The 19,951-nt window shown below is 60.0% G+C and carries 15 protein-coding genes; 12 read left to right on the forward strand and 3 right to left on the reverse strand.

The window, feature by feature from the left end; all coding sequences use genetic code 11:
* The first annotated feature begins 131 nt into the window (after window positions 1–131).
* The 11 genes from rnr (at window position 132) to DU29_RS0112520 (ending at window position 17,069) form a co-directional block, all read left to right on the forward strand.
* On the forward strand, window positions 132–2,762 hold the full coding sequence (gene rnr, locus DU29_RS0112460) for a ribonuclease R (RefSeq protein ID WP_028622012.1): 2,631 nt from the start codon (window positions 132–134) through the stop codon (window positions 2,760–2,762).
* Window positions 2,759–3,523, forward strand: a complete 765-nt coding sequence (rlmB, locus tag DU29_RS0112465; protein WP_028622013.1) for a 23S rRNA (guanosine(2251)-2'-O)-methyltransferase RlmB — start codon at window positions 2,759–2,761, stop codon at window positions 3,521–3,523. Before rnr ends, rlmB begins: the two co-directional genes overlap by 4 nt.
* A gap of 314 nt (window positions 3,524–3,837) precedes the next feature.
* Complete coding sequence (rpsF, locus tag DU29_RS0112475; RefSeq protein WP_003217491.1) at window positions 3,838–4,260, forward strand: 30S ribosomal protein S6; 423 nt, start codon at window positions 3,838–3,840, stop codon at window positions 4,258–4,260.
* A gap of 28 nt (window positions 4,261–4,288) precedes the next feature.
* A complete protein-coding gene (rpsR, locus tag DU29_RS0112480; protein WP_002551829.1) occupies window positions 4,289–4,519 on the forward strand; it encodes a 30S ribosomal protein S18 in 231 nt (76 codons plus the stop codon).
* A 36-nt stretch (window positions 4,520–4,555) separates the two neighbouring features.
* On the forward strand, window positions 4,556–5,449 hold the full coding sequence (locus tag DU29_RS0112485; RefSeq protein ID WP_028622014.1) for a hypothetical protein: 894 nt from the start codon (window positions 4,556–4,558) through the stop codon (window positions 5,447–5,449).
* 19 nt (window positions 5,450–5,468) lie between these two features.
* Window positions 5,469–5,915, forward strand: coding sequence for a 50S ribosomal protein L9 (gene rplI, locus DU29_RS0112490; RefSeq protein ID WP_003197251.1), 447 nt, complete (start codon window positions 5,469–5,471; stop codon window positions 5,913–5,915).
* Between the two features lie 119 nt (window positions 5,916–6,034).
* Complete coding sequence (dnaB, locus tag DU29_RS0112495) at window positions 6,035–7,429, forward strand: replicative DNA helicase (protein ID WP_028622015.1); 1,395 nt, start codon at window positions 6,035–6,037, stop codon at window positions 7,427–7,429.
* A gap of 183 nt (window positions 7,430–7,612) precedes the next feature.
* Window positions 7,613–9,916: a YgiQ family radical SAM protein gene (locus DU29_RS0112500; RefSeq protein ID WP_028622016.1), complete on the forward strand. Its 2,304-nt coding sequence runs from the start codon at window positions 7,613–7,615 to the stop codon at window positions 9,914–9,916.
* A gap of 422 nt (window positions 9,917–10,338) precedes the next feature.
* Window positions 10,339–13,605, forward strand: a complete 3,267-nt coding sequence (locus DU29_RS0112510) for a transglutaminase family protein (RefSeq protein WP_028622018.1) — start codon at window positions 10,339–10,341, stop codon at window positions 13,603–13,605.
* An 87-nt stretch (window positions 13,606–13,692) separates the two neighbouring features.
* Window positions 13,693–16,179: a circularly permuted type 2 ATP-grasp protein gene (locus DU29_RS0112515; protein ID WP_028622019.1), complete on the forward strand. Its 2,487-nt coding sequence runs from the start codon at window positions 13,693–13,695 to the stop codon at window positions 16,177–16,179.
* A complete protein-coding gene (locus tag DU29_RS0112520; RefSeq protein WP_028622020.1) occupies window positions 16,179–17,069 on the forward strand; it encodes a transglutaminase family protein in 891 nt (296 codons plus the stop codon). The genes DU29_RS0112515 and DU29_RS0112520 overlap by 1 nt, the downstream gene beginning before the upstream one ends.
* A gap of 221 nt (window positions 17,070–17,290) precedes the next feature.
* On the opposite strand, the gene DU29_RS0112525 is transcribed toward DU29_RS0112520, so the two are convergent.
* Together DU29_RS0112525 and DU29_RS0112530 are read right to left on the reverse strand one after the other, a co-directional pair.
* Window positions 17,291–17,479, reverse strand: coding sequence for a hypothetical protein (locus DU29_RS0112525; RefSeq protein WP_028622021.1), 189 nt, complete (start codon window positions 17,477–17,479; stop codon window positions 17,291–17,293).
* A gap of 68 nt (window positions 17,480–17,547) precedes the next feature.
* Window positions 17,548–18,135, reverse strand: a complete 588-nt coding sequence (locus DU29_RS0112530; protein ID WP_028622022.1) for a TIGR00730 family Rossman fold protein — start codon at window positions 18,133–18,135, stop codon at window positions 17,548–17,550.
* A 341-nt stretch (window positions 18,136–18,476) separates the two neighbouring features.
* Between DU29_RS0112530 and azu the strand changes: the two genes are divergently transcribed.
* On the forward strand, window positions 18,477–18,923 hold the full coding sequence (gene azu / locus DU29_RS0112540; protein ID WP_028622023.1) for an azurin: 447 nt from the start codon (window positions 18,477–18,479) through the stop codon (window positions 18,921–18,923).
* Between the two features lie 196 nt (window positions 18,924–19,119).
* Here the strand turns inward: azu and nadE are convergent, their stop codons facing one another.
* The gene (gene nadE / locus DU29_RS0112545) at window positions 19,120–19,947 is read right to left on the reverse strand and encodes an ammonia-dependent NAD(+) synthetase (RefSeq protein WP_028622024.1); all 828 of its coding nucleotides are present in this window, start codon (window positions 19,945–19,947) and stop codon (window positions 19,120–19,122) included.
* Window positions 19,948–19,951 lie beyond the last annotated feature (4 nt).

Raw genomic sequence — 19,951 nt, forward strand, 5'->3', positions numbered from 1 at the left:
TACCAGCGGTCTGGAAATCAGCTTTCAGGTGGTGATAAAAGGCTTTAGACAGGCGCTCACAGCCTGAAATTTCCCGTTTCATTACGCCTATGCCAAACTAACCCACATATAGACAAGGTGAAAACTCTCTAATGGCCGATTGGCAGTCCCTCGATCCCGAGGCCGCTCGTGAAGCGGAAAAATATGATAACCCTATTCCTAGCCGCGAACTGATCCTTCAGCACCTTGCTGATCGGGGTTCGCCTGCTAACCGCGAGCAACTGGTCGAAGAGTTTGGTCTGACCACAGAAGACCAGGTCGAGGCCCTGCGCCGCCGCCTGCGCGCCATGGAGCGCGACGCTCAACTCATCTATACCCGTCGTGGTACGTATGCGCCGGTGGACAAGCTCGACCTGATCCTCGGTCGCATCAGCGGTCACCGTGATGGCTTCGGCTTCCTGGTGCCGGACGACGGCAGCGACGATCTGTTCATGAGCCCGGCGCAGATGCGTCTGGTGTTCGACGGCGACCGTGCCTTGGCCCGCGTTTCCGGTCTGGACCGTCGCGGTCGCCGCGAAGGCATGATCGTCGAAGTGGTTTCCCGCGCTCACGAGACTATCGTGGGTCGTTATTTCGAAGAGGGCGGTATCGGTTTCGTGGTCGCGGACAATCCGAAGATCCAGCAGGAAGTGCTGGTCACGCCGGGTCGCAATGCCAGCGCCAAGATCGGTCAGTTCGTCGAAGTGAAGATCACTCACTGGCCGACTCCGCGCTTCCAGCCGCAAGGCGACGTGGTTGAAGTTGTGGGCAACTACATGGCACCGGGCATGGAAATCGATGTCGCCCTTCGCGCCTACGATATTCCTCACGTCTGGCCTGAGGCGGTCCTCAAAGAAGCTGCCAAGCTCAAGCCGGAAGTCGAAGAAAAAGACAAAGAGAAGCGCATCGACTTGCGTCATCTGCCGTTCGTGACCATCGACGGTGAAGATGCGCGCGACTTCGATGACGCCGTCTACTGCGAGGCCAAGCCGGGCAAGCTGCGTCTGTTCTCTGGTGGCTGGAAGTTGTACGTGGCGATTGCCGACGTCTCCAGCTACGTGAAGATCGGTTCTGCGCTGGACAACGAATCCCAGGTTCGCGGCAACTCGGTGTACTTCCCCGAGCGCGTAATCCCGATGTTGCCGGAGCAGCTCTCCAACGGCTTGTGCTCGCTGAATCCGCACGTCGATCGCCTGGCCATGGTGTGCGAGATGACCATCTCGAAAACCGGCGAGATGACGGATTACTGCTTCTACGAAGCGGTGATTCACTCCCACGCTCGTCTGACCTACAACAAGGTCAGCGCGATGCTGGAGACGCCGAAACTCACCGAGGCGCGTCAGCTTCGCGGCGAGTACAACGACGTTCTGCCGCACCTCAAGCAGCTTTACGCACTGTACAAAGTGTTGTTGGGCGCTCGTCACGTGCGTGGTGCGATCGATTTCGAAACGCAGGAAACCCGGATCATCTTCGGCACCGAGCGCAAGATCGCCGAAATCCGTCCGACTGTTCGTAATGATGCGCACAAACTTATTGAGGAATGCATGCTGGCGGCCAACGTGGCCACTGCTGAATTCCTGAAAAAGCACGAAATTCCGGCGTTGTATCGTGTCCACAACGGCCCACCGCCGGAGCGTCTGGAAAAACTGCGCGCCTTCCTCGGCGAGCTCGGTCTGTCCCTGCACAAAGGCAAGGACGGCCCGTCGCCGAAGGATTACCAGGCACTGCTGGCCAGCATCAAGGACCGTCCGGATTTCCATCTGATCCAGACCGTCATGCTGCGCTCGTTGAGTCAGGCGGTGTACAGCGCTGACAATCAGGGCCACTTCGGCCTGAATTACGAAGCCTATACCCACTTCACTTCGCCGATCCGTCGCTATCCGGACTTGCTCACGCACCGGGCGATCCGCAGCGTGATCCATTCGAAACAGGATACGCCGCACGTTCGCCGTGCCGGTGCGATGACCATTCCGAAGGCGCGTATCTATCCGTACGACGAAGCGGCGCTGGAGCAACTCGGCGAGCAGTGCTCGATGAGCGAACGTCGTGCTGACGAAGCGACCCGTGACGTCGTCAACTGGCTCAAGTGCGAGTTCATGAAAGACCGCGTGGGCGAGTCGTTCCCGGGCGTGATCACTGCCGTGACCGGGTTTGGCCTGTTCGTCGAGCTGACCGACATCTACGTCGAAGGCCTGGTGCACGTCACTGCGCTGCCGGGTGATTACTACCACTTCGACCCTGTGCATCACCGCCTCGCCGGTGAACGTACCGGTCGCAGCTTCCGCCTTGGCGACACCGTTGAAGTGCGCGTGATGCGCGTCGACCTCGACGAGCGCAAGATCGACTTCGAGATGGCTGAAAAAACCATCAGCGCGCCGATTGGCCGCAAGAAGCGCGGCACTGAAAAAACCGAGCCTGCCGGCAAATCCGCCGGTAAGACTGCAGCAGAACCGGCCCCGGCAAAAACCGGTCGTCGGCCAGCAAAGGAGAAGGCGGTAGAGGCCTATCGCCCAAGCGATGCGGCAGCCAAAAACGCCGAGCTGCGCAAGAGCCGTGAATTGAAACAGGCTTTATTGTCTGAAGCGAAAAGCGGTGGTAAAGCGGCGTCTGAGGGAAAGACCGGACGGTCGGCGCCTGACAAGGCTCCCGGCAGCAAGCCAGGCAAACACCGTAAAGGCCCGCCAAAAGCGGGTTCGGCTCCAGCCAAGAGCGGTGGGGCACGTAAACCTAAGGCCAAATCATGAGTCTGGAAAAAATCTACGGCGTGCATGCGGTAGAAGCGTTGTTGCGTCACCACCCGAAACGCGTCAAGCAGATCTGGCTGGCCGAAGGTCGCAGTGATCCGCGCGTTCAGACGTTGATCGAGCTGGCAAGCCAGAACCGTGTGGCCGTTGGCAATGCCGAACGTCGTGAACTCGACGCGTGGGTTGAGGGCGTGCACCAAGGCGTGGTTGCGGACGTGAGTCCAAGCCAGGTCTGGGGCGAAGCGATGCTCGACGAGCTGCTCGATCGCACCGAAGGCGCACCCCTGCTGCTGGTGCTCGACGGCGTGACCGATCCGCACAACCTCGGCGCTTGCCTGCGCTCGGCCGATGCCGCCGGTGCGCTGGCGGTGATCGTGCCCAAGGACAAATCAGCCACGCTGACCCCAACGGTACGGAAAGTCGCCTGCGGCGCCGCGGAAGTGATTCCGTTGGTGGCCGTCACCAACCTGGCGCGTACCCTGGAAAAACTCAAGCAGCGTGGTTTGTGGGTTGTCGGTACGGCGGGGGAGGCCGAACAAAGTCTGTACCAGCAAGACATGACCGGGCCGACCATTCTGATCATGGGTGCGGAAGGCAGCGGCATGCGTCGTTTGACTCGCGATCTGTGCGATTACCTGGTGCATCTGCCGATGACGGGCAGCGTCAGCAGTCTCAACGTATCCGTGGCGACTGGCGTTTGCCTGTTCGAAGCCCAGCGTCAGCGTAGCGTCAAGGTGAGCGGAACCAGCAAGAAGTCTTGAGTCAGTTGTAATTTCTGTGGGAGCGAGCCTGCTCGCGAAAGCGGAGCAACATTCAGTATCAATGTTGAATGTTATGCCCACTTCGCGAGCAGGCTCGCTCCCACAGAGGTTTGTGTCAGGGCAAATAGTGCGCTGTGAATCAACTGTTCAAATAATCACCAATTGCCTTGCGCCTCTCCCGCCCCTTCTCTACAATTGCGCCCCTTGCTGTGACGGCAGGCACGCATGTGTCTATCGCAAGCAAGTCCATTAGTGTCATTCACTCCTTGTCTGACCGCTTTTGAGCGGCAGGCTACAACCCGTAAGGAGCATTCATGCGTCATTACGAAATCATCTTTTTGGTCCACCCGGATCAAAGCGAGCAAGTCGGCGGCATGGTTGAGCGTTACACCAAGCTGATCGAAGAAGACGGCGGCAAAATCCACCGTCTGGAAGATTGGGGCCGTCGTCAACTGGCCTACGCAATCAACAATGTTCACAAGGCTCACTACGTGATGCTGAACGTTGAATGCACTGGCAAGGCCCTGGCCGAGCTGGAAGACAACTTCCGCTACAACGATGCAGTGATCCGTAACCTGGTCATCCGTCGCGAAGAAGCCGTCACCGGCCAATCCGAGATGCTCAAGGCTGAAGAAAACCGCAGTGAGCGCCGTGAGCGTCGCGACCGTCCTGAGCACGAAGGCGCTGAAAGCGCTGATAGTGATGACAGCGACAACAGCGATAACGCTGACGAGTAATCCACGGACCTTTTGAGGAGCCTATTACATGGCACGTTTCTTCCGTCGTCGTAAATTCTGCCGCTTCACCGCTGAAGACGTGAAGGAGATCGATTACAAAGATCTCAACACTCTGAAAGCTTATGTATCCGAGACCGGCAAAATCGTTCCAAGCCGCATCACCGGTACCAAAGCTCGTTATCAGCGTCAGCTGGCCACCGCTATCAAGCGCGCCCGCTTCCTGGCCCTGCTGGCCTACACCGACAGCCACGGCCGCTGAGACCGGGCAGTCGACACGTAGCAAAGGATTGAATGCATGCGAGCCATAGCTGAGTTCATCATGCGCGGCCGCATGCAGGCCACTCTCGTAGTGGCTGGATGCGCGGCATTGCCGTTGTTGTATTGGTTGGGTGCTGCCGCAGGATGCTTCGTGCTCCTGCGGCGCGGATTGAAGGACGCGTCAAGCGTTCTTGTTATGGGACTGCTGCCGGCCTTGGTCTGGTGGCTTTACGCCGATGACCCTCGTTCACTTCTGGTGATGTTGGGGTCTTGGAGCCTTGCGTTGGTTTTGCGCGCAAGTGAGTCCTGGAACCGCGTGCTGCTGGTCAGCATAGCGATGGGAGTGGTGTTTTCGTTGGTGCTGGGGACGGTTTTCGCTCCCCAAATCGAGATGCTGGCGCAGGCTTTGATAAAAGTCATGCCGTCGCTACTCGGTGATGTCTACCAAAAGTTGTCGGTAGATGAGCAAGCGCATTTTGCGTCCTTGATTGCACCGGTCCTGACCGGCCTGATTGCGGCCTTGTTGCAAATCGTCAGTGTGCTGAGCCTGATTGTCGGGCGCTACTGGCAGGCGTTGTTGTACAACCCGGGCGGTTTTGGTCGCGAGTTTCGCGCCATCCGCTTCCCGCTTCTACCAGCGATGTTGCTGCTGGCGTGCATGCTTCTGGGGCCGAACATCGGTCCCCAGATGGCCATGTTGACGCCGTTGTGCAGCGTACCGTTGGTGATCGCCGGGCTGGCCCTGATTCATGGGCTGGTGGCGCAGAAGCGACTGGCCAGGTTCTGGCTGGTTGGGTTGTACGTCACGCTGTTGCTGTTCATGCAGCTGATCTATCCGTTGCTGGTGGTCTTGGCCATCGTCGACAGCCTGATTGATTTTCGCGGTCGTTCGGCACCGAAAGATGCCGATAGCGCGAACGGTGAAGGTTAAAAGTTAAGAGGATTTTCACATGCAACTGATCCTTCTGGAAAAAGTCACCAACCTGGGCAACCTGGGTGACAAAGTAAACGTTAAGGCCGGTTACGGTCGTAACTACCTGCTGCCTTACGGCAAAGCTACCGCTGCGACCGCTGCCAACCTGGCTGCGTTCGAAGAGCGTCGCGCTGAGCTGGAAAAAGCCGCAGCAGATCGCAAGACCTCGGCTGAAAGCCGTGCCGCCCAACTGGCTGAGCTGGAAGTGACTATCACTGCCACCGCTGGCGACGAAGGCAAGCTGTTCGGTTCGATCGGTACTCACGACATCGCTGACGCACTGACCGCCTCTGGCGTTGAAGTCGCGAAAAGCGAAGTTCGTCTGCCGAACGGCACTATCCGCAACGTAGGGGAATTCGACGTAGCCGTGCACTTGCACGCCGAAGTTGAAGCCACCGTACGCGTTGTCGTGGTAGCAGCTTAAGCAGCACTTGTCGGCTGGCACCCTCGGGTGCTTGTCGGTAACATCGGGCACGATCCTGTTTACAGGTCGTGCCCTTTGTCTTTCTGCAGTTCCTGATTTTCCTAACTATTCAAGTGGCCATGAACGATATCTCCGCTCCCGAGCAATACGATCTGCAAACCGCTGCCCTGAAGGTGCCGCCGCATTCCATCGAGGCCGAACAGGCCGTGCTCGGTGGCTTGATGCTGGACAACAACGCCTGGGAACGCGTGCTGGATCAAGTCTCCGACGGCGATTTCTATCGACATGACCACCGTCTGATTTTCCGGGCGATTGCCAAGCTCGCCGACCAGAACTCACCGATCGACGTGGTGACCCTGGCCGAGCAACTCGACAAGGAAGGTCAGACTTCGCAAGTCGGCGGCCTCGGTTACCTGGGTGAGCTGGCGAAGAACACGCCGTCGGTTGCCAACATCAAGGCCTATGCCCAGATCGTTCGTGCCCGCGCAACCCTGCGCCAGTTGATCGGCATCGCCACCGAAATCGCCGACAGTGCCTTCAACCCCGAAGGCCGCAGTGCGGAAGAAATTCTCGACGAAGCCGAGCGACAGATCTTCCAGATCGCCGAGGCCCGGCCTAAAACCGGCGGCCCGGTAAGCGTCAACGACCTGTTGACCAAAGCCATCGACCGCATCGACACCCTGTTCAATACCGACAACGCCATCACCGGGCTGTCCACCGGCTATACCGACCTCGACGGGATGACCAGTGGCCTGCAGCCGTCCGACCTGATCATCGTCGCCGGCCGTCCTTCCATGGGTAAAACCACCTTTGCGATGAACCTGGTGGAAAACGCGGTGTTGCGCAGTGACAAGTGCGTACTGGTTTACTCGCTGGAGATGCCAGGCGAATCGCTGATCATGCGTATGTTGTCTTCCCTTGGGCGTATCGACCAGACCAAGGTCCGTGCCGGTCGACTGGAAGACGACGATTGGCCGCGCCTGACCTCGGCGGTCAACCTGCTCAACGATCGCAAGCTGTTCATTGACGATACGGCGGGTATCAGCCCCTCGGAGATGCGCGCGCGGACCCGGCGTTTGGTGCGTGAGCATGGCGATGTCGGCCTGATCATGATCGACTACCTGCAATTGATGCAGATTCCCGGCTCTGGCGGCGATAACCGCACCAACGAGATTTCCGAGATCTCGCGCTCTCTGAAAGCACTGGCCAAGGAATTCAATTGCCCGGTGGTGGCGTTGTCCCAGCTCAACCGATCGCTTGAGCAACGGCCAAACAAACGTCCGATCAACTCCGACCTTCGGGAATCCGGAGCGATCGAGCAGGATGCTGACGTGATCATGTTTGTGTACCGGGACGAGGTCTATCACCCGGAAACTGAACACAAAGGCATCGCCGAGATCATCATCGGTAAACAGCGGAACGGCCCGATCGGGACGTCCCGACTGGCGTTCATTGGCAAATACACCCGTTTCGAAAACCTCGCGCCGGGCAGTTACAACTTCGACGACGAATAATTCTGTCGTCAGGGCGGGCCTCATCGCGAGCAGGCTCACTCCCACATTAGAATGCGTTCCCCTGTGGGAGCGAGCCTGCTCGCGATTGTGTCGCCATCAATTCCGACCACAGCCGTCGGAATTGGTTAAATTTTGTGCTATATTCCGCGCCCGCGATTTTTCATCTCAACACCGGTCATCGTCATGCAAACAGCCAAGCCGTTATTTGACTATCCCAAGTACTGGGCCGAATGTTTCGGCCCGGCGCCATTCCTGCCAATGTGCAGGGAGGAGATGGATCAGCTTGGCTGGGATTCCTGCGACATCATCATCGTTACCGGTGATGCCTACGTCGACCACCCGTCATTCGGCATGGCGATCATCGGCCGGCTGCTGGAGTCGCAAGGCTTTCGCGTCGGGATCATCGCCCAGCCGAACTGGCAGTCCAAAGACGACTTCATGAAGCTCGGCGAGCCGAACCTGTTTTTCGGCGTCGCGGCCGGCAACATGGATTCGATGATCAACCGCTACACCGCCGACAAGAAAATCCGTTCCGATGACGCCTACACCCCGGGTGGCCTGGCGGGCAAACGTCCGGACCGCGCGAGTCTGGTGTACAGCCAGCGTTGCAAGGAAGCCTACAAGAACGTGCCGATCGTACTCGGTGGCATCGAAGCTTCCCTGCGCCGCATCGCTCACTACGATTACTGGCAGGACCGGGTACGCAACTCGATCCTGATCGACGCCTGCGCCGACATTCTGCTGTACGGCAACGCCGAGCGGGCGATCGTCGAAGTCGCCCAGCGTCTGTCCTACGGGCACAAGATCGAAGACATCACCGACGTGCGCGGCACCGCGTTCATTCGCCGTGATACGCCCAAAGACTGGTACGAAGTCGATTCCACGCGCATCGACCGTCCGGGCAAGGTCGACAAGATCATCAACCCCTACGTGAACACCCAGGACACCCAGGCCTGCGCGATCGAGCAGGAAAAAGGGCCGGTCGAGGATCCGACTGAAGCCAAGGTCGTGCAAATTCTGGCCAGCCCGAAAATGACCCGCGACAAGACCGTGATTCGTCTGCCGTCGGTTGAGAAAGTCCGTGGCGACGCCGTTCTTTACGCTCACGCCAACCGCGTGCTTCACCTGGAAACCAACCCGGGTAACGCCCGCGCGCTGGTGCAGAAGCATGGCGAAGTCGACGTCTGGTTCAACCCGCCGCCGATTCCGATGACCACTGAAGAAATGGACTACGTGTTCGGCATGCCTTACGCCCGTGTTCCGCACCCTGCGTACGGCAAGCAAAAGATTCCGGCCTACGACATGATCCGTTTCTCGGTGAACATCATGCGTGGCTGCTTTGGCGGCTGCACCTTCTGCTCGATCACCGAGCACGAAGGCCGGATCATCCAGAACCGTTCCGAAGAGTCGATCATTCGCGAAATCGAAGAGATCCGCGACAAGGTGCCCGGCTTCACCGGCGTTATTTCCGACCTCGGCGGCCCGACCGCGAACATGTACCGCATCGCCTGCAAGAGCCCGGAAATCGAATCGGCGTGCCGCAAGCCATCGTGCGTGTTCCCTGGCATCTGCCCGAATCTCAATACCGACCATTCTTCGCTGATCCAGCTGTATCGCAGCGCCCGTGCTTTGCCGGGTGTGAAGAAAATCCTGATCGCTTCCGGCCTGCGTTACGACCTCGCGGTGGAATCGCCGGAATACGTCAAGGAACTGGTGACGCACCACGTCGGTGGTTACCTGAAGATCGCCCCGGAACACACCGAGGAAGGTCCGCTCAACCAGATGATGAAACCGGGCATTGGCAGCTATGACAAGTTCAAGCGCATGTTCGAGAAGTACACCAAGGAAGCCGGCAAAGAGCAGTACCTGATTCCTTACTTCATCGCCGCCCACCCGGGCACCACCGACGAAGACATGATGAACCTGGCCCTGTGGCTCAAGAGCAACGGCTTCCGCGCTGACCAGGTGCAGGCGTTCTACCCCTCGCCGATGGCCACCGCGACCGCGATGTACCATTCCGGCAAAAATCCGCTGCGCAAGGTCACTTACAAGAGTGACGCAGTGACCATCGTCAAGAGCGAAGAGCAGCGTCGTCTGCACAAGGCGTTCTTGCGTTATCACGACCCGAAAGGCTGGCCGATGCTGCGTGAAGCGTTGACTCGCATGGGCCGCGCCGACCTGATCGGGCCGGGCAAGACCCAGTTGATCCCGCTGCATCAGCCGGCGACCGACAGCTACCAGAGCGCCCGTCGCAAGAACTCCACGCCCGTCGGCAGCCACAAGGTAGCCGGTGAGAAGACCACAAAAATTCTGACGCAGCACACTGGCCTGCCGCCACGCGCCAGTGATGGCGGTAATGCGTGGGACAAGCGCGAACAAGCCAAGGCGGCGGCATTTGCCCGCAACCAGCAGGCGGCCAAAGACCGTAAGGACGCGGCGAAAGGCAAGGGGCCAAAGCCCGCGCGCAAGCCGGTCGTACCACGTTAAACGCTGACCGCTGATAACAGAACGCCAACCTTCGGGTTGGCGTTCTGCGTTGGGTCAGAGCGCAAAGTGGTGATGAATTCACTGGCCTCTTCGCGAGCAAGCCCGCTCCCACCTTGGAATGCCGCCTCCTGTGGGAGCAAGCCCGCTCCCACCTCGGAATGCCCTCTCCTGTGGGAGCGAGCCCGCTCCCACCTTGGAATGCCCTCTCCTGTGGGAGCGAGCCTGCTCGCGAAGGCGCCGGTACAGCCAGCGCATAACGCGGCCGATCGCCACATTTGTGTGCACCTCAATCCGCCTCATTTCCAACAGCGCCCGGTTTTGGTGCTGCACCCCCGCCACCCAGCATCGAATGCCCCGCCGCCCCTGCATGGCATAACTCTTGCGCACTCTTGCATACGCTCAAGGCTCGCAGGAGGCACGCCGTGTCGATCCATGTCGCATTGCACCACGTCACGCATTACCGCTACGACCGCGCCGTCGAACTCGGTCCGCAAATCGTGCGCCTGCGGCCCGCCGCTCACAGTCGTACGCGAGTGCTTTCCTACGCGCTGAAAGTCACGCCTGAGCAGCATTTCATCAACTGGCAGCAAGACCCCCAAGGCAATTACCTGGCGAGGTTGGTGTTCCCGGAAAAAACCAGTGAGCTGCGCATTGAAGTCGATCTGGTTGCCGAGATGGCAGTCTTCAACCCCTTCGATTTCTTTCTGGAGCCGTACGCGGAGAAAATCCCGTTCGCCTACGCCGCGGACGAATGCAAAGAGCTGGCGCCTTACCTCGAAACCTTGCCCCTGACCCCGACGTTCAAGGCGTACCTGGACAGCATCGACCGCACACCGCTGCCCAGCGTGAATTTTCTGGTCGCGCTCAACCAGCGCGTGAGCGATGACATCGGCTACCTGATTCGTATGGAACCGGGCGTGCAGACGCCCGAACACACGCTGGAGCATGCCTGCGGTTCCTGTCGCGACTCGGCGTGGCTGCTGGTGCAACTGCTGCGCAATCTCGGACTGGCGGCACGTTTCGTTTCCGGTTATCTGATTCAACTCACCGCCGACGTCAAAAGCCTGGATGGCCCCTCGGGCACTAAGGTGGATTTCACCGACCTGCATGCCTGGTGCGAAGTCTATTTGCCCGGTGCAGGCTGGATCGGCCTGGACGCGACCTCCGGGCTGTTCGCCGGTGAAGGACACATTCCGTTGGCCTGTAGTCCCGATCCCGGCTCTGCGGCACCGATCACGGGCTTGGTGGAACCGTGCGAGTGCGACTTCACCCACGAAATGTCCGTGGAGCGGATTTGGGAAGCGCCGCGAGTCACAAAACCCTACACCGATGAGCAGTGGCAGGCGATTCAGGCGCTGGGCCGGCAGATCGATGCCGATCTGTTGGAAGGCGATGTGCGCCTGACCATGGGCGGTGAGCCGACGTTCGTTTCCATCGACGATCCCGACGCTGACGAGTGGAACACCGCCTCGCTGGGCGCGGACAAACGCCGGCTGGCCGCCGAACTGTTTCAACGCCTGCGTAACCACTACGCGCCCCAAGGCCTGGTGCATTTCGGGCAGGGCAAGTGGTACCCCGGTGAGCAACTGCCGCGTTGGTCGCTCAATTGCTACTGGCGCCGGGACGGGGTGCCGATCTGGCACAACAGTGCGTTGATCGCAGACGAACAGGAAGATTACGGCGCCAACAGCGCATTGGCCGGGCGTTTTCTCACCCGTGTCGCCCAGCGTCTGAAAATTCCGACACGTTTTGTATTCCCGGCCTACGAGGACAATTTCTATTACCTCTGGCGGGAAGGGACGTTGCCGCAGAACGTCAGCGCCGAAGATTCACGTCTGGAAGAGCCGTTGGAGCGCGAGCGTCTGCGTAAAGTCTTCAATCAAGGCCTGGATAAAGTCATCGGGCATGTCTTGCCGCTGGCACGCACGGCCAAGGGAGATCAATGGCAAAGCGGTCGCTGGTACTTGCGTGATGAACACTGCCGACTGGTGCCGGGAGATTCGCCCTTGGGCTATCGCCTGCCGCTGGGCTCTCAGCCGTGGGTGAAAGCGGCGGACTACCCGTTTATCCATCCCACCGATACGAATCAGGATTTGCCGCCACTGCCCATCACCGCGCATTCGCAGACGTCTGCTGATGCGGATGAACGCCAACCGAACATCGATGAATCCGCCGACTGGCTGACCCGCACCGCGTTTTGTGCCGAGGCCAGGGAAGGGCGGCTGTACCTGTTCATGCCGCCGCTGGAGCGGGTTGAAGATTATCTGGAACTGGTCGCGGCGATCGAAACCAGCGCCGAAGAGCTGCATTGCCCGGTGTTGCTCGAAGGCTATGAACCGCCCGGCGATCCGCGCCTGAGCAACTTCCGCGTCACGCCGGACCCGGGTGTGATCGAGGTCAACGTGCAGCCATCCGCGACCTGGGACGAGTTGGTCGAGCGCACTGAATTCCTCTACGAAGAAGCCCGCCAGACGCGGCTGACCACCGAGAAATTCATGATCGACGGCCGGCACACCGGCACCGGCGGCGGCAACCATTTCGTACTCGGCGGCGCAACTCCAGCTGACTCACCGTTCCTGCGGCGCCCGGATTTGCTGCGCAGCCTGATCAGTTACTGGCACAACCACCCGTCCTTGTCCTACCTGTTTTCCGGATTATTCATCGGCCCGACGTCTCAGGCGCCGCGCGTGGACGAGGCGCGTAATGATGCCTTGTACGAGCTGGAAATCGCCTTCGCGCAAATGCCTCAGCCGGGCGAGGAATGCGCGCCGTGGCGGGTCGACCGGCTGCTGCGCAACCTGCTGATCGACGTGACCGGCAATACTCATCGCGCCGAGTTCTGCATCGACAAGCTGTACTCGCCAGACGGGCCGACCGGTCGCCTGGGTTTGCTCGAGTTGCGTGCCTTTGAAATGCCCCCACATGCGCAGATGAGCCTGGCTCAGCAGCTGTTGCTGCGAGCGCTGGTTGCGCGATTCTGGCGCGAGCCCTATGCGCCGCCGAAACTGGTGCGCTGGGGCACCGAGTTGCATGACCGGTTCCTGCTGCCGCACTTTATCGAGCAGGATTTCGCCGATGTCATCGTCGATCTCAATTCCGCCGGTTATCCACTGCGGGCCGAGTGGTTTGCCGCGCACCTTGAGTTTCGCTTTCCCAAGGTTGGCGATTACGCGGTCAGCGGCATCGAGCTGGAAGTGCGCCAGGCGCTTGAACCCTGGCATGTGCTCGGGGAAGAGGGCGCGGTCGGCGGCACCGTGCGATATGTGGATTCGTCGCTGGAGCGCTTGCAGGTCAAGGTCACCGGCCTGCCGCCGCTGCGTTATCTGCTGACGTGCAACGGAATTCCCGTGCCCTTGCAGGCAACCGGTCGAGTCGGTGAATTTGTCGCCGGCGTGCGTTTTCGCGCGTGGCAACCGGCCAACTGCCTGCAACCGACCATCCCGGTGCACGCGCCTTTGGTGTTCGACCTGCTCGACACCTGGATGCAGCGCTCGCTGGGGGGCTGTCAGTACCACGTCACCCATCCGGGTGGGCGCAACTACGACAGCCTGCCGGTTAACGCGAACGAGGCCGAGAGCCGGCGTATGGCGCGTTTTTTCCGTATCGGCCACAGTCCCGGGAAATTTCCCGTACCCCTTGTGGAAATCAACGACGAGCTGCCGATGACGCTCGATCTGCGACGTTTCTAAAACCTGCGCGATGCCCGGAGTTTTCGTCTATCGGGCGTCATGTGCCTGCGTTAGTCTGGCTGTTCCCCGCTGTCTGCCGAGTGTTCCATGCCTGATCTGCTAGACCGCTACCCGCTGACGGCGGGCACTTATCACGAACTGCTCGACGACAGCGGCGCCGTACGCGCGCATTGGCGCCGACTGTTCGATCAGCTGCAACGCAGCACGCCAGCGCAGCTGCTGCAGCGTCAGACTTTGCTGGGCCGTCAGATTCAGGAAAACGGCGTCACTTATAACGTCTACGCCGACCCCAAGGGGGCGGATCGGCCGTGGGAACTGGACCTGCTGCCGCACGTCATCAGCGCCGACGAGTGGGCGCTACTGTCGGCCGGGATTGCGCAACGGGCGCGGCTGCTGAACGCTGTACTGGCGGATCTTTACGGCCCGCAGCAATTGATCGCCCAAGGCTTGCTGCCGGCGGAGCTGGTGTTCGGGCACAATAATTTTCTTTGGCCCTGTCAGGGAATCTGTCCGCCCGACGAGGTTTTTCTGCACCTCTACGCCGTGGATCTGGCGCGCACGCCCGATGGTCGCTGGTGGGTGACGGCGGACCGTACCCAGGCGCCCTCCGGAGCTGGCTATGCGCTGGAAAACCGCACCATCGTGTCGCGGGCCTTTCCCGAGTTATACCGGGATTTGAAGGTCCAGCATCTGGCAGGGTTCTTCCGCACGCTGCAGGAAACCCTCGCGCGGCAGGCGTCCAGCGACAACGAAGTGCCGCTGGTGGTCTTGCTAACGCCGGGCCGTTTCAACGAAAGCTACTTCGAACACCTTTATCTGGCTCGGCAGCTCGGCTACCCCTTGGTGGAGGGTGGCGACCTCACGGTGCGCGACGCCACGGTGTATCTGAAAACCCTGAGCGGTTTGCGCCGGGTGCACGCAATCATGCGTCGGCTCGACGATGACTTCTGTGACCCCCTCGAACTGCGTACCGATTCGGCGCTCGGCGTGCCCGGCTTGCTGGAAGCCGTCCGACGCGGCCGAGTGCTGGTCGCTAATGCCTTGGGCAGTGGCGTACTGGAGTCGCCGGGATTGCTGGGCTTCCTGCCGAAGATCAATCAATTTCTGTTTGGTGAAGAGCTGCTGCTGCCGTCCGTTGCCACCTGGTGGTGCGGGGAAGCGCCGGTGCTGGCGCAGGCGCTGGAAAGGCTGCCGCAGTTGCTGATCAAGCCAGCGTTCCCCTCGCAAAGTTTCGCACCGGTGCTGGGTCGCGATCTCAGCGAAGCCCAGCGACAGGCGCTTGCCGAACGCATGCAGGCGCGACCCTATGCGTATGTCGCGCAGGAACTCGCGCAGCTGTCCCAGGCACCGATCTGGCAGGCCGAAGCCGCGCAGCTGCAACCCCGGGCCATCGGCATGCGCATGTACGCAGTGGCGAGTAGCGACGGTTATCGAGTATTGGCCGGCGGTTTGACCCGGGTCGCCGCCGATGCGGATGCCGAAGTGGTGTCGATGCAGCGCGGCGGGGCAAGCAAGGACACCTGGGTGCTGGGCGATCAAGCCCCGAGCGGTGAGCAATGGCAGACCCAACGGACAATCGGGGTGCATGATCTGGTGCGGCGCGATCCCTATCTGCCTTCGCGGGTAGTGGAAAACCTGTTCTGGTTCGGCCGCTATTGCGAGCGTTGCGATGACAGCGCGCGGTTGCTGAGAATCATGCTGGCGCGCTATGTCGATGGCGATGACCCGCAAGCGCTGCAAGCGGCGGTGGATCTTGGCGAACGTCTGAACCTGTTGCCCGAGGAGGGCGGCTTGCCGGCGCGCTTGCTCGCGGCGTTGCTGGGTGATGACTGGCCGTTCAGCCTGCGCGACAACCTGCAACGCTTGCAGTGGGCGGCGTCGCAGGTGCGCGGCAAACTGTCCCGGGAGAACTGGCAAGCGCTGGTGGAGTTGCAGCGCGAAGCCCTGGAACTGGAAACACAAGCGCCGGATTTCGGCGAGCTGCTGGATTTTCTCAACCGTTTGGTGATGTCGCTGGCGGCCTTGTCCGGTTTTGCCCTCGACGACATGACCCGGGACGAAGGCTGGCGTTTCCTGATGATCGGCCGGCGAATAGAGCGCCTGCAATTTCTCAGCGCCAGCCTCGCCGGTTTCTTGCGCGGCCCGGGCGCGTTCGATCAGGGCGGGCTGGAGTGGTTACTGGAGTTGGGCAACAGCAGCATCACCTACCGCTCGCGGTATCTGGCGGTAGCGCAGATGATCCCGGTCCTGGACCTGTTGTTGCTCGATGAGCAGAACCCCCACGCCGTGCTGTTCCAGCTGAAACTGGTGACCCGCACGCTCAAGCGTTTGAACGATGACTTTGCCGCGCCGCGCGAGACGGTGCTGCCGGTATTGGTCGAACGCCTCGCGCGCTTCGATCTGGGATGCCTGGGCAATTCACTGTTCGGTGCGGCCAGTGTGGACGCCGCTGTTCAGGGGTTGGCCGATCTGTTGCAAGAGATTGCTCACGCCAGCGGACAGGTGTCGGATCGACTGGCGTTGCGGCATTTCGCCCATGTCGATGATGTCAGCCAGCGCACGGTATCTGTGTGATGGCCGCGAATTACCAGATTTTTCACGACACTCACTATCACTACGACAGCCCGGTGTCCCTGGCCCAGCAACTGGCACATTTGTGGCCTCGGCCCTGCGCGTGGCAGAGGTGCAGCGCGTGGCAATTGCAGATCAGCCCGGAGCCGACCGTACGCCGGGATGAACTGGACGTATTCGGCAATCCGCTCACGCGGCTGGCGTTCGAACGTCCGCATGATGAATTGCTGGTCAATGCCAGTCTTACCGTGGAGGTGCTGCCCCGGCCGGCGCTGGATTTCAATCAGTCCCCCGCCTGGGAAGACACCCGGAACGCGCTGACCTACAGCGGTCAGCCGATGTCACTCCAACTGCTGGAAGCGTGCCGCTACCGATTCGAATCGCCCTATGTGCATTTGAAGAGAAATTTCGTCGAATTTTCCCACAGCTGTTTTTCCGAAAGTCGGCCGCTGCTGCTGGGCGTTCAAGCGTTGATGGAGAAGATTTTCAGCGAGTTCACGTTTGATGCCGAAGCCACACAGGTGGCGACACCACTGGTGGAAGTGCTGGAGCGGCGGCGCGGGGTTTGCCAGGATTTCGCGCATCTGATGCTCGCGTGTGTGCGCTCGCGCGGCTTGGCGGCGCGTTATGTCAGCGGGTATTTGTTGACTCAGCCACCACCCGGCCAGCCGCGGCTGATTGGCGCCGATGCTTCGCATGCCTGGGTCTCGGTGTATTGCCCGGTGCTGGGCTGGGTGGACTTCGATCCGACCAACAATGTGCAACCGGCACTGGAACACATCACCCTGGCCTGGGGCCGGGACTTCTCGGATGTTTCGCCATTGCGGGGGGTCATTCTGGGCGGGGGTCATCATGATCCCGAAGTTCGTGTCACCGTGATGCCACTGGCTTGACGTAGATCCCAGGTGGGAGCGGGCTCGCTCGCGAAAGCGGTTAGACAGTCACATAGCTGTTGGATGTGCCGCCGTTTTCGCGAGCAAGCCCGCTCCCACAAGGTAATGTGCGATTCTTTTGAGAAGGGGTATTTCAGATTGGCCTGTGAGGGTCAGCAAGGAACTGCTGACCCTGGACACAGATCCGGTGGGCCTGATCAGATCATCGGGCCCTGAGGGTCTCAGGCGTCGGGCGCCTGATCTTTCGGTGCTTCAACATCGCTTTCTGCCACTTCGCCTTCTGCATCCGGGTTCAGTGCTGCTGCTTCTTCTTCAGCTGTAGCTTTCTTGCGCTGAAGCTTTTCCTCTTTCTTCTGCTCCTTGGCCAAGTCTCTCTGACGTTTGGCGAAGGAATAATTAGGTTTAGCCATGGGCGATCCTCTGGGGTCGAAGGTGAGGTTGAGCGGCGCATATTCTGCCCTGTATCGGTGCCGAGCCGTTAGCCGGGTTTTTGCTCTGTCCATTTTGGCACCACTGTCGGCTGCCACGCGTCCAGAGCATCGAGCAGTGTTTGCGGTGTTTCGCTCACCTGCAGCATGTCACGGTGCGCTTCTCGAACGAAGCCTTCGCCGACGATATGATCAAGAAAACCGGTCAATTTGCTGTAGAAACCGTTTACTTCCAGCAGTCCCAGCGGTTTGCCGTGGTAACCCAGTTGGCCCCAGGTCCAGACTTCGAACAGTTCTTCCAGGGTCCCAAGGCCACCAGGCAAGGCGATGAACGCATCGCTGAGTTCGGCCATCCGCGCCTTGCGCGCATGCATGCCGTCGACCACTTCCAAGCGAGTCAGGCCGCTGTGGCCGATTTCCTTGTCCTTGAGGCTTTGCGGAATGATCCCGATGACTTCGCCCCCTGCGGCCAGTGCGGCATCGGCGACAACACCCATCAGGCCGACGGCACCGCCGCCGTAAACCAGCGTCAACTTGCGCTCGGCCAAGGCCTGGCCGAGGGCTACCGCTGCCTCGCGATAGGCGGGATCGGAGCCGGTGCTGGCACCGCAAAATACACAAACGGATGTTAGAGACATGCTTTCCTCCGTGGTCAGAATGGCCACAGAGTAAAGTTTCAGGCTCGACACTCCAAGCGCTAGGCGTCGCGCTTTGGCGTTTCGTAAGTGCCACTGGCACCGCAGGCGTAGGCGGCGAGCAAGCTGCATAACAGGCTGTTGATGAACATGTCAGACACTCCGTCCGGGGATAGTGGCTCAATGATAGAGCCGGTCCAGAGGTCTGGCTGGTAGATTGTCTCGATTGGGGTAATAGCCGGAAAGTTGTATACAATTTTTGACTCAAGTCATAGGAACTTGCGAAGTTTTCAGGCAGTCTTCTGTCCATTCGCACGTTATTAACCCTGCCTTGGAGATTCACCATGTTTGCCAAACTCGTTGCGGTATCCCTGTTGACACTGGCCAGCAGCCAACTGATGGCTGCCGAGTGCAAGACCACCGTTGACTCCACCGACCAGATGACCTTCAACACCAAAGCCATCGAAATCGACAAGAGCTGCAAGACCTTCACCGTCGAGCTGACTCACTCCGGCAACTTGCCGAAAAACGTCATGGGTCATAACTGGGTGCTGAGCAAGGAAGCCGACATGCAGCCGATCGCTACCGATGGCCTGGCAGCCGGTATCGACAAGAGCTACCTGAAAGAAGGCGACGCGCGCATCATCGCCCACACCAAAATCATCGGCGCCAAGGAAACCGATTCGGTGACTTTTGATGTGTCGAAGCTGGCTGCTGGTGAGAAATATGGCTTCTTCTGCTCGTTCCCGGGCCACATCTCGATGATGAAAGGTACGGTTACGCTGAAGTAAGCGAATCGCGCATAAAAAAAAGCGTCCCGATCGGGGCGCTTTTTTTTGCTCGAAGCCTATGTACGACCCTGTAGGAGCTGTCGAGTGAAACGAGGCTGCGATCTTTTGAATTTGATCTTATAGCACTGTCGAAAGATCGCAGCCTCGTTTCACTCGACAGCTCCTACAAGCGTCTATACGCCGCTAACTGACAAGGTCAGGGCGCAAACGGCATCACGCGCTTGTGATGAGTCTTCCTGTACGTGTCGCAAATGATCTTGAACGCCTCTTCGCGCACCGGCTCGCCGTGCAGAAACGCGTCGATTTCGGCATAGGTGACGCCATGCGCCGCTTCGTCCGGTTTGCCGGGCGACAAGTCTTCGAGGTCGGCGGTCGGGATTTTTTCCACCAGCGATTCCGGGGCGCCGAAGCTGCGCGCAATGGCGCGTACCTGGTTCTTGACCAGCCCGCTCAAGGGGGCCAGGTCACACGCGCCGTCACCGAACTTGGTGTAGAAACCCATCACCGCTTCTGCCGCGTGGTCAGTGCCGATCACCAAGCCCTGGCACGCACCCGCGATGGCGTATTGCGCGACCATGCGCATCCGCGCCTTGGTATTGCCGAGGACGAAATCCACCGATACCGCATGCTGTCCTTCGAAAGCCGCAATTTCACCCGCCAGGGCTTTGACCGACGGCCCGATGTTCACCGTGTGGCGCTCATCCGGGCTGATGAAGTTCACTGAATCCTGCGCATCCTGCTCATCAAACTGAACGCCGTAAGGCAGGCGCACGGCGATGAACGTGTAGCTGTCGTCGCCGCTGCGCTCGCGCAATTCACGCACGGCTCTCTGGGCCAACAGGCCAGCGGTGAGCGAATCGACGCCGCCGCTGATGCCGAGCACCAGGGCCTTGAGCCCGGAGTTGATCAGGCACTCCTGAATGAATGTAATGCGCCGGGCGACTTCAGCCTCAAGGGCTGCCTTGTCGGCAAACGGCGGTTGAACCTTGAGCTGCTCGGCAATCTCACGCTGTACGGCTTGCATGAAT

It is taken from the genome of Pseudomonas sp. Ant30-3, from assembly GCF_000690905.1.
Taxonomy (GTDB): Bacteria; Pseudomonadota; Gammaproteobacteria; order Pseudomonadales; family Pseudomonadaceae; genus Aquipseudomonas.

What these genes read in the sequence shown, in the direction of transcription:
- rnr (WP_028622012.1), top strand. Translation starts at nt 132, where the DNA reads ATGGCCGATTGGCAGTCCCTCGATCCCGAGGCCGCTCGTGAAGCGGAA.
- rlmB (WP_028622013.1), top strand. Translation starts at nt 2,759, where the DNA reads ATGAGTCTGGAAAAAATCTACGGCGTGCATGCGGTAGAAGCGTTGTTG.
- rpsF (WP_003217491.1), top strand. Translation starts at nt 3,838, where the DNA reads ATGCGTCATTACGAAATCATCTTTTTGGTCCACCCGGATCAAAGCGAG.
- rpsR (WP_002551829.1), top strand. Translation starts at nt 4,289, where the DNA reads ATGGCACGTTTCTTCCGTCGTCGTAAATTCTGCCGCTTCACCGCTGAA.
- DU29_RS0112485 (WP_028622014.1), top strand. Translation starts at nt 4,556, where the DNA reads ATGCGAGCCATAGCTGAGTTCATCATGCGCGGCCGCATGCAGGCCACT.
- rplI (WP_003197251.1), top strand. Translation starts at nt 5,469, where the DNA reads ATGCAACTGATCCTTCTGGAAAAAGTCACCAACCTGGGCAACCTGGGT.
- dnaB (WP_028622015.1), top strand. Translation starts at nt 6,035, where the DNA reads ATGAACGATATCTCCGCTCCCGAGCAATACGATCTGCAAACCGCTGCC.
- DU29_RS0112500 (WP_028622016.1), top strand. Translation starts at nt 7,613, where the DNA reads ATGCAAACAGCCAAGCCGTTATTTGACTATCCCAAGTACTGGGCCGAA.
- DU29_RS0112515 (WP_028622019.1), top strand. Translation starts at nt 13,693, where the DNA reads ATGCCTGATCTGCTAGACCGCTACCCGCTGACGGCGGGCACTTATCAC.
- DU29_RS0112520 (WP_028622020.1), top strand. Translation starts at nt 16,179, where the DNA reads ATGGCCGCGAATTACCAGATTTTTCACGACACTCACTATCACTACGAC.
- DU29_RS0112525 (WP_028622021.1), bottom strand. Translation starts at nt 17,479, where the DNA reads ATGGCTAAACCTAATTATTCCTTCGCCAAACGTCAGAGAGACTTGGCC.
- DU29_RS0112530 (WP_028622022.1), bottom strand. Translation starts at nt 18,135, where the DNA reads ATGTCTCTAACATCCGTTTGTGTATTTTGCGGTGCCAGCACCGGCTCC.
- azu (WP_028622023.1), top strand. Translation starts at nt 18,477, where the DNA reads ATGTTTGCCAAACTCGTTGCGGTATCCCTGTTGACACTGGCCAGCAGC.
- nadE (WP_028622024.1), bottom strand. Translation starts at nt 19,947, where the DNA reads ATGCAAGCCGTACAGCGTGAGATTGCCGAGCAGCTCAAGGTTCAACCG.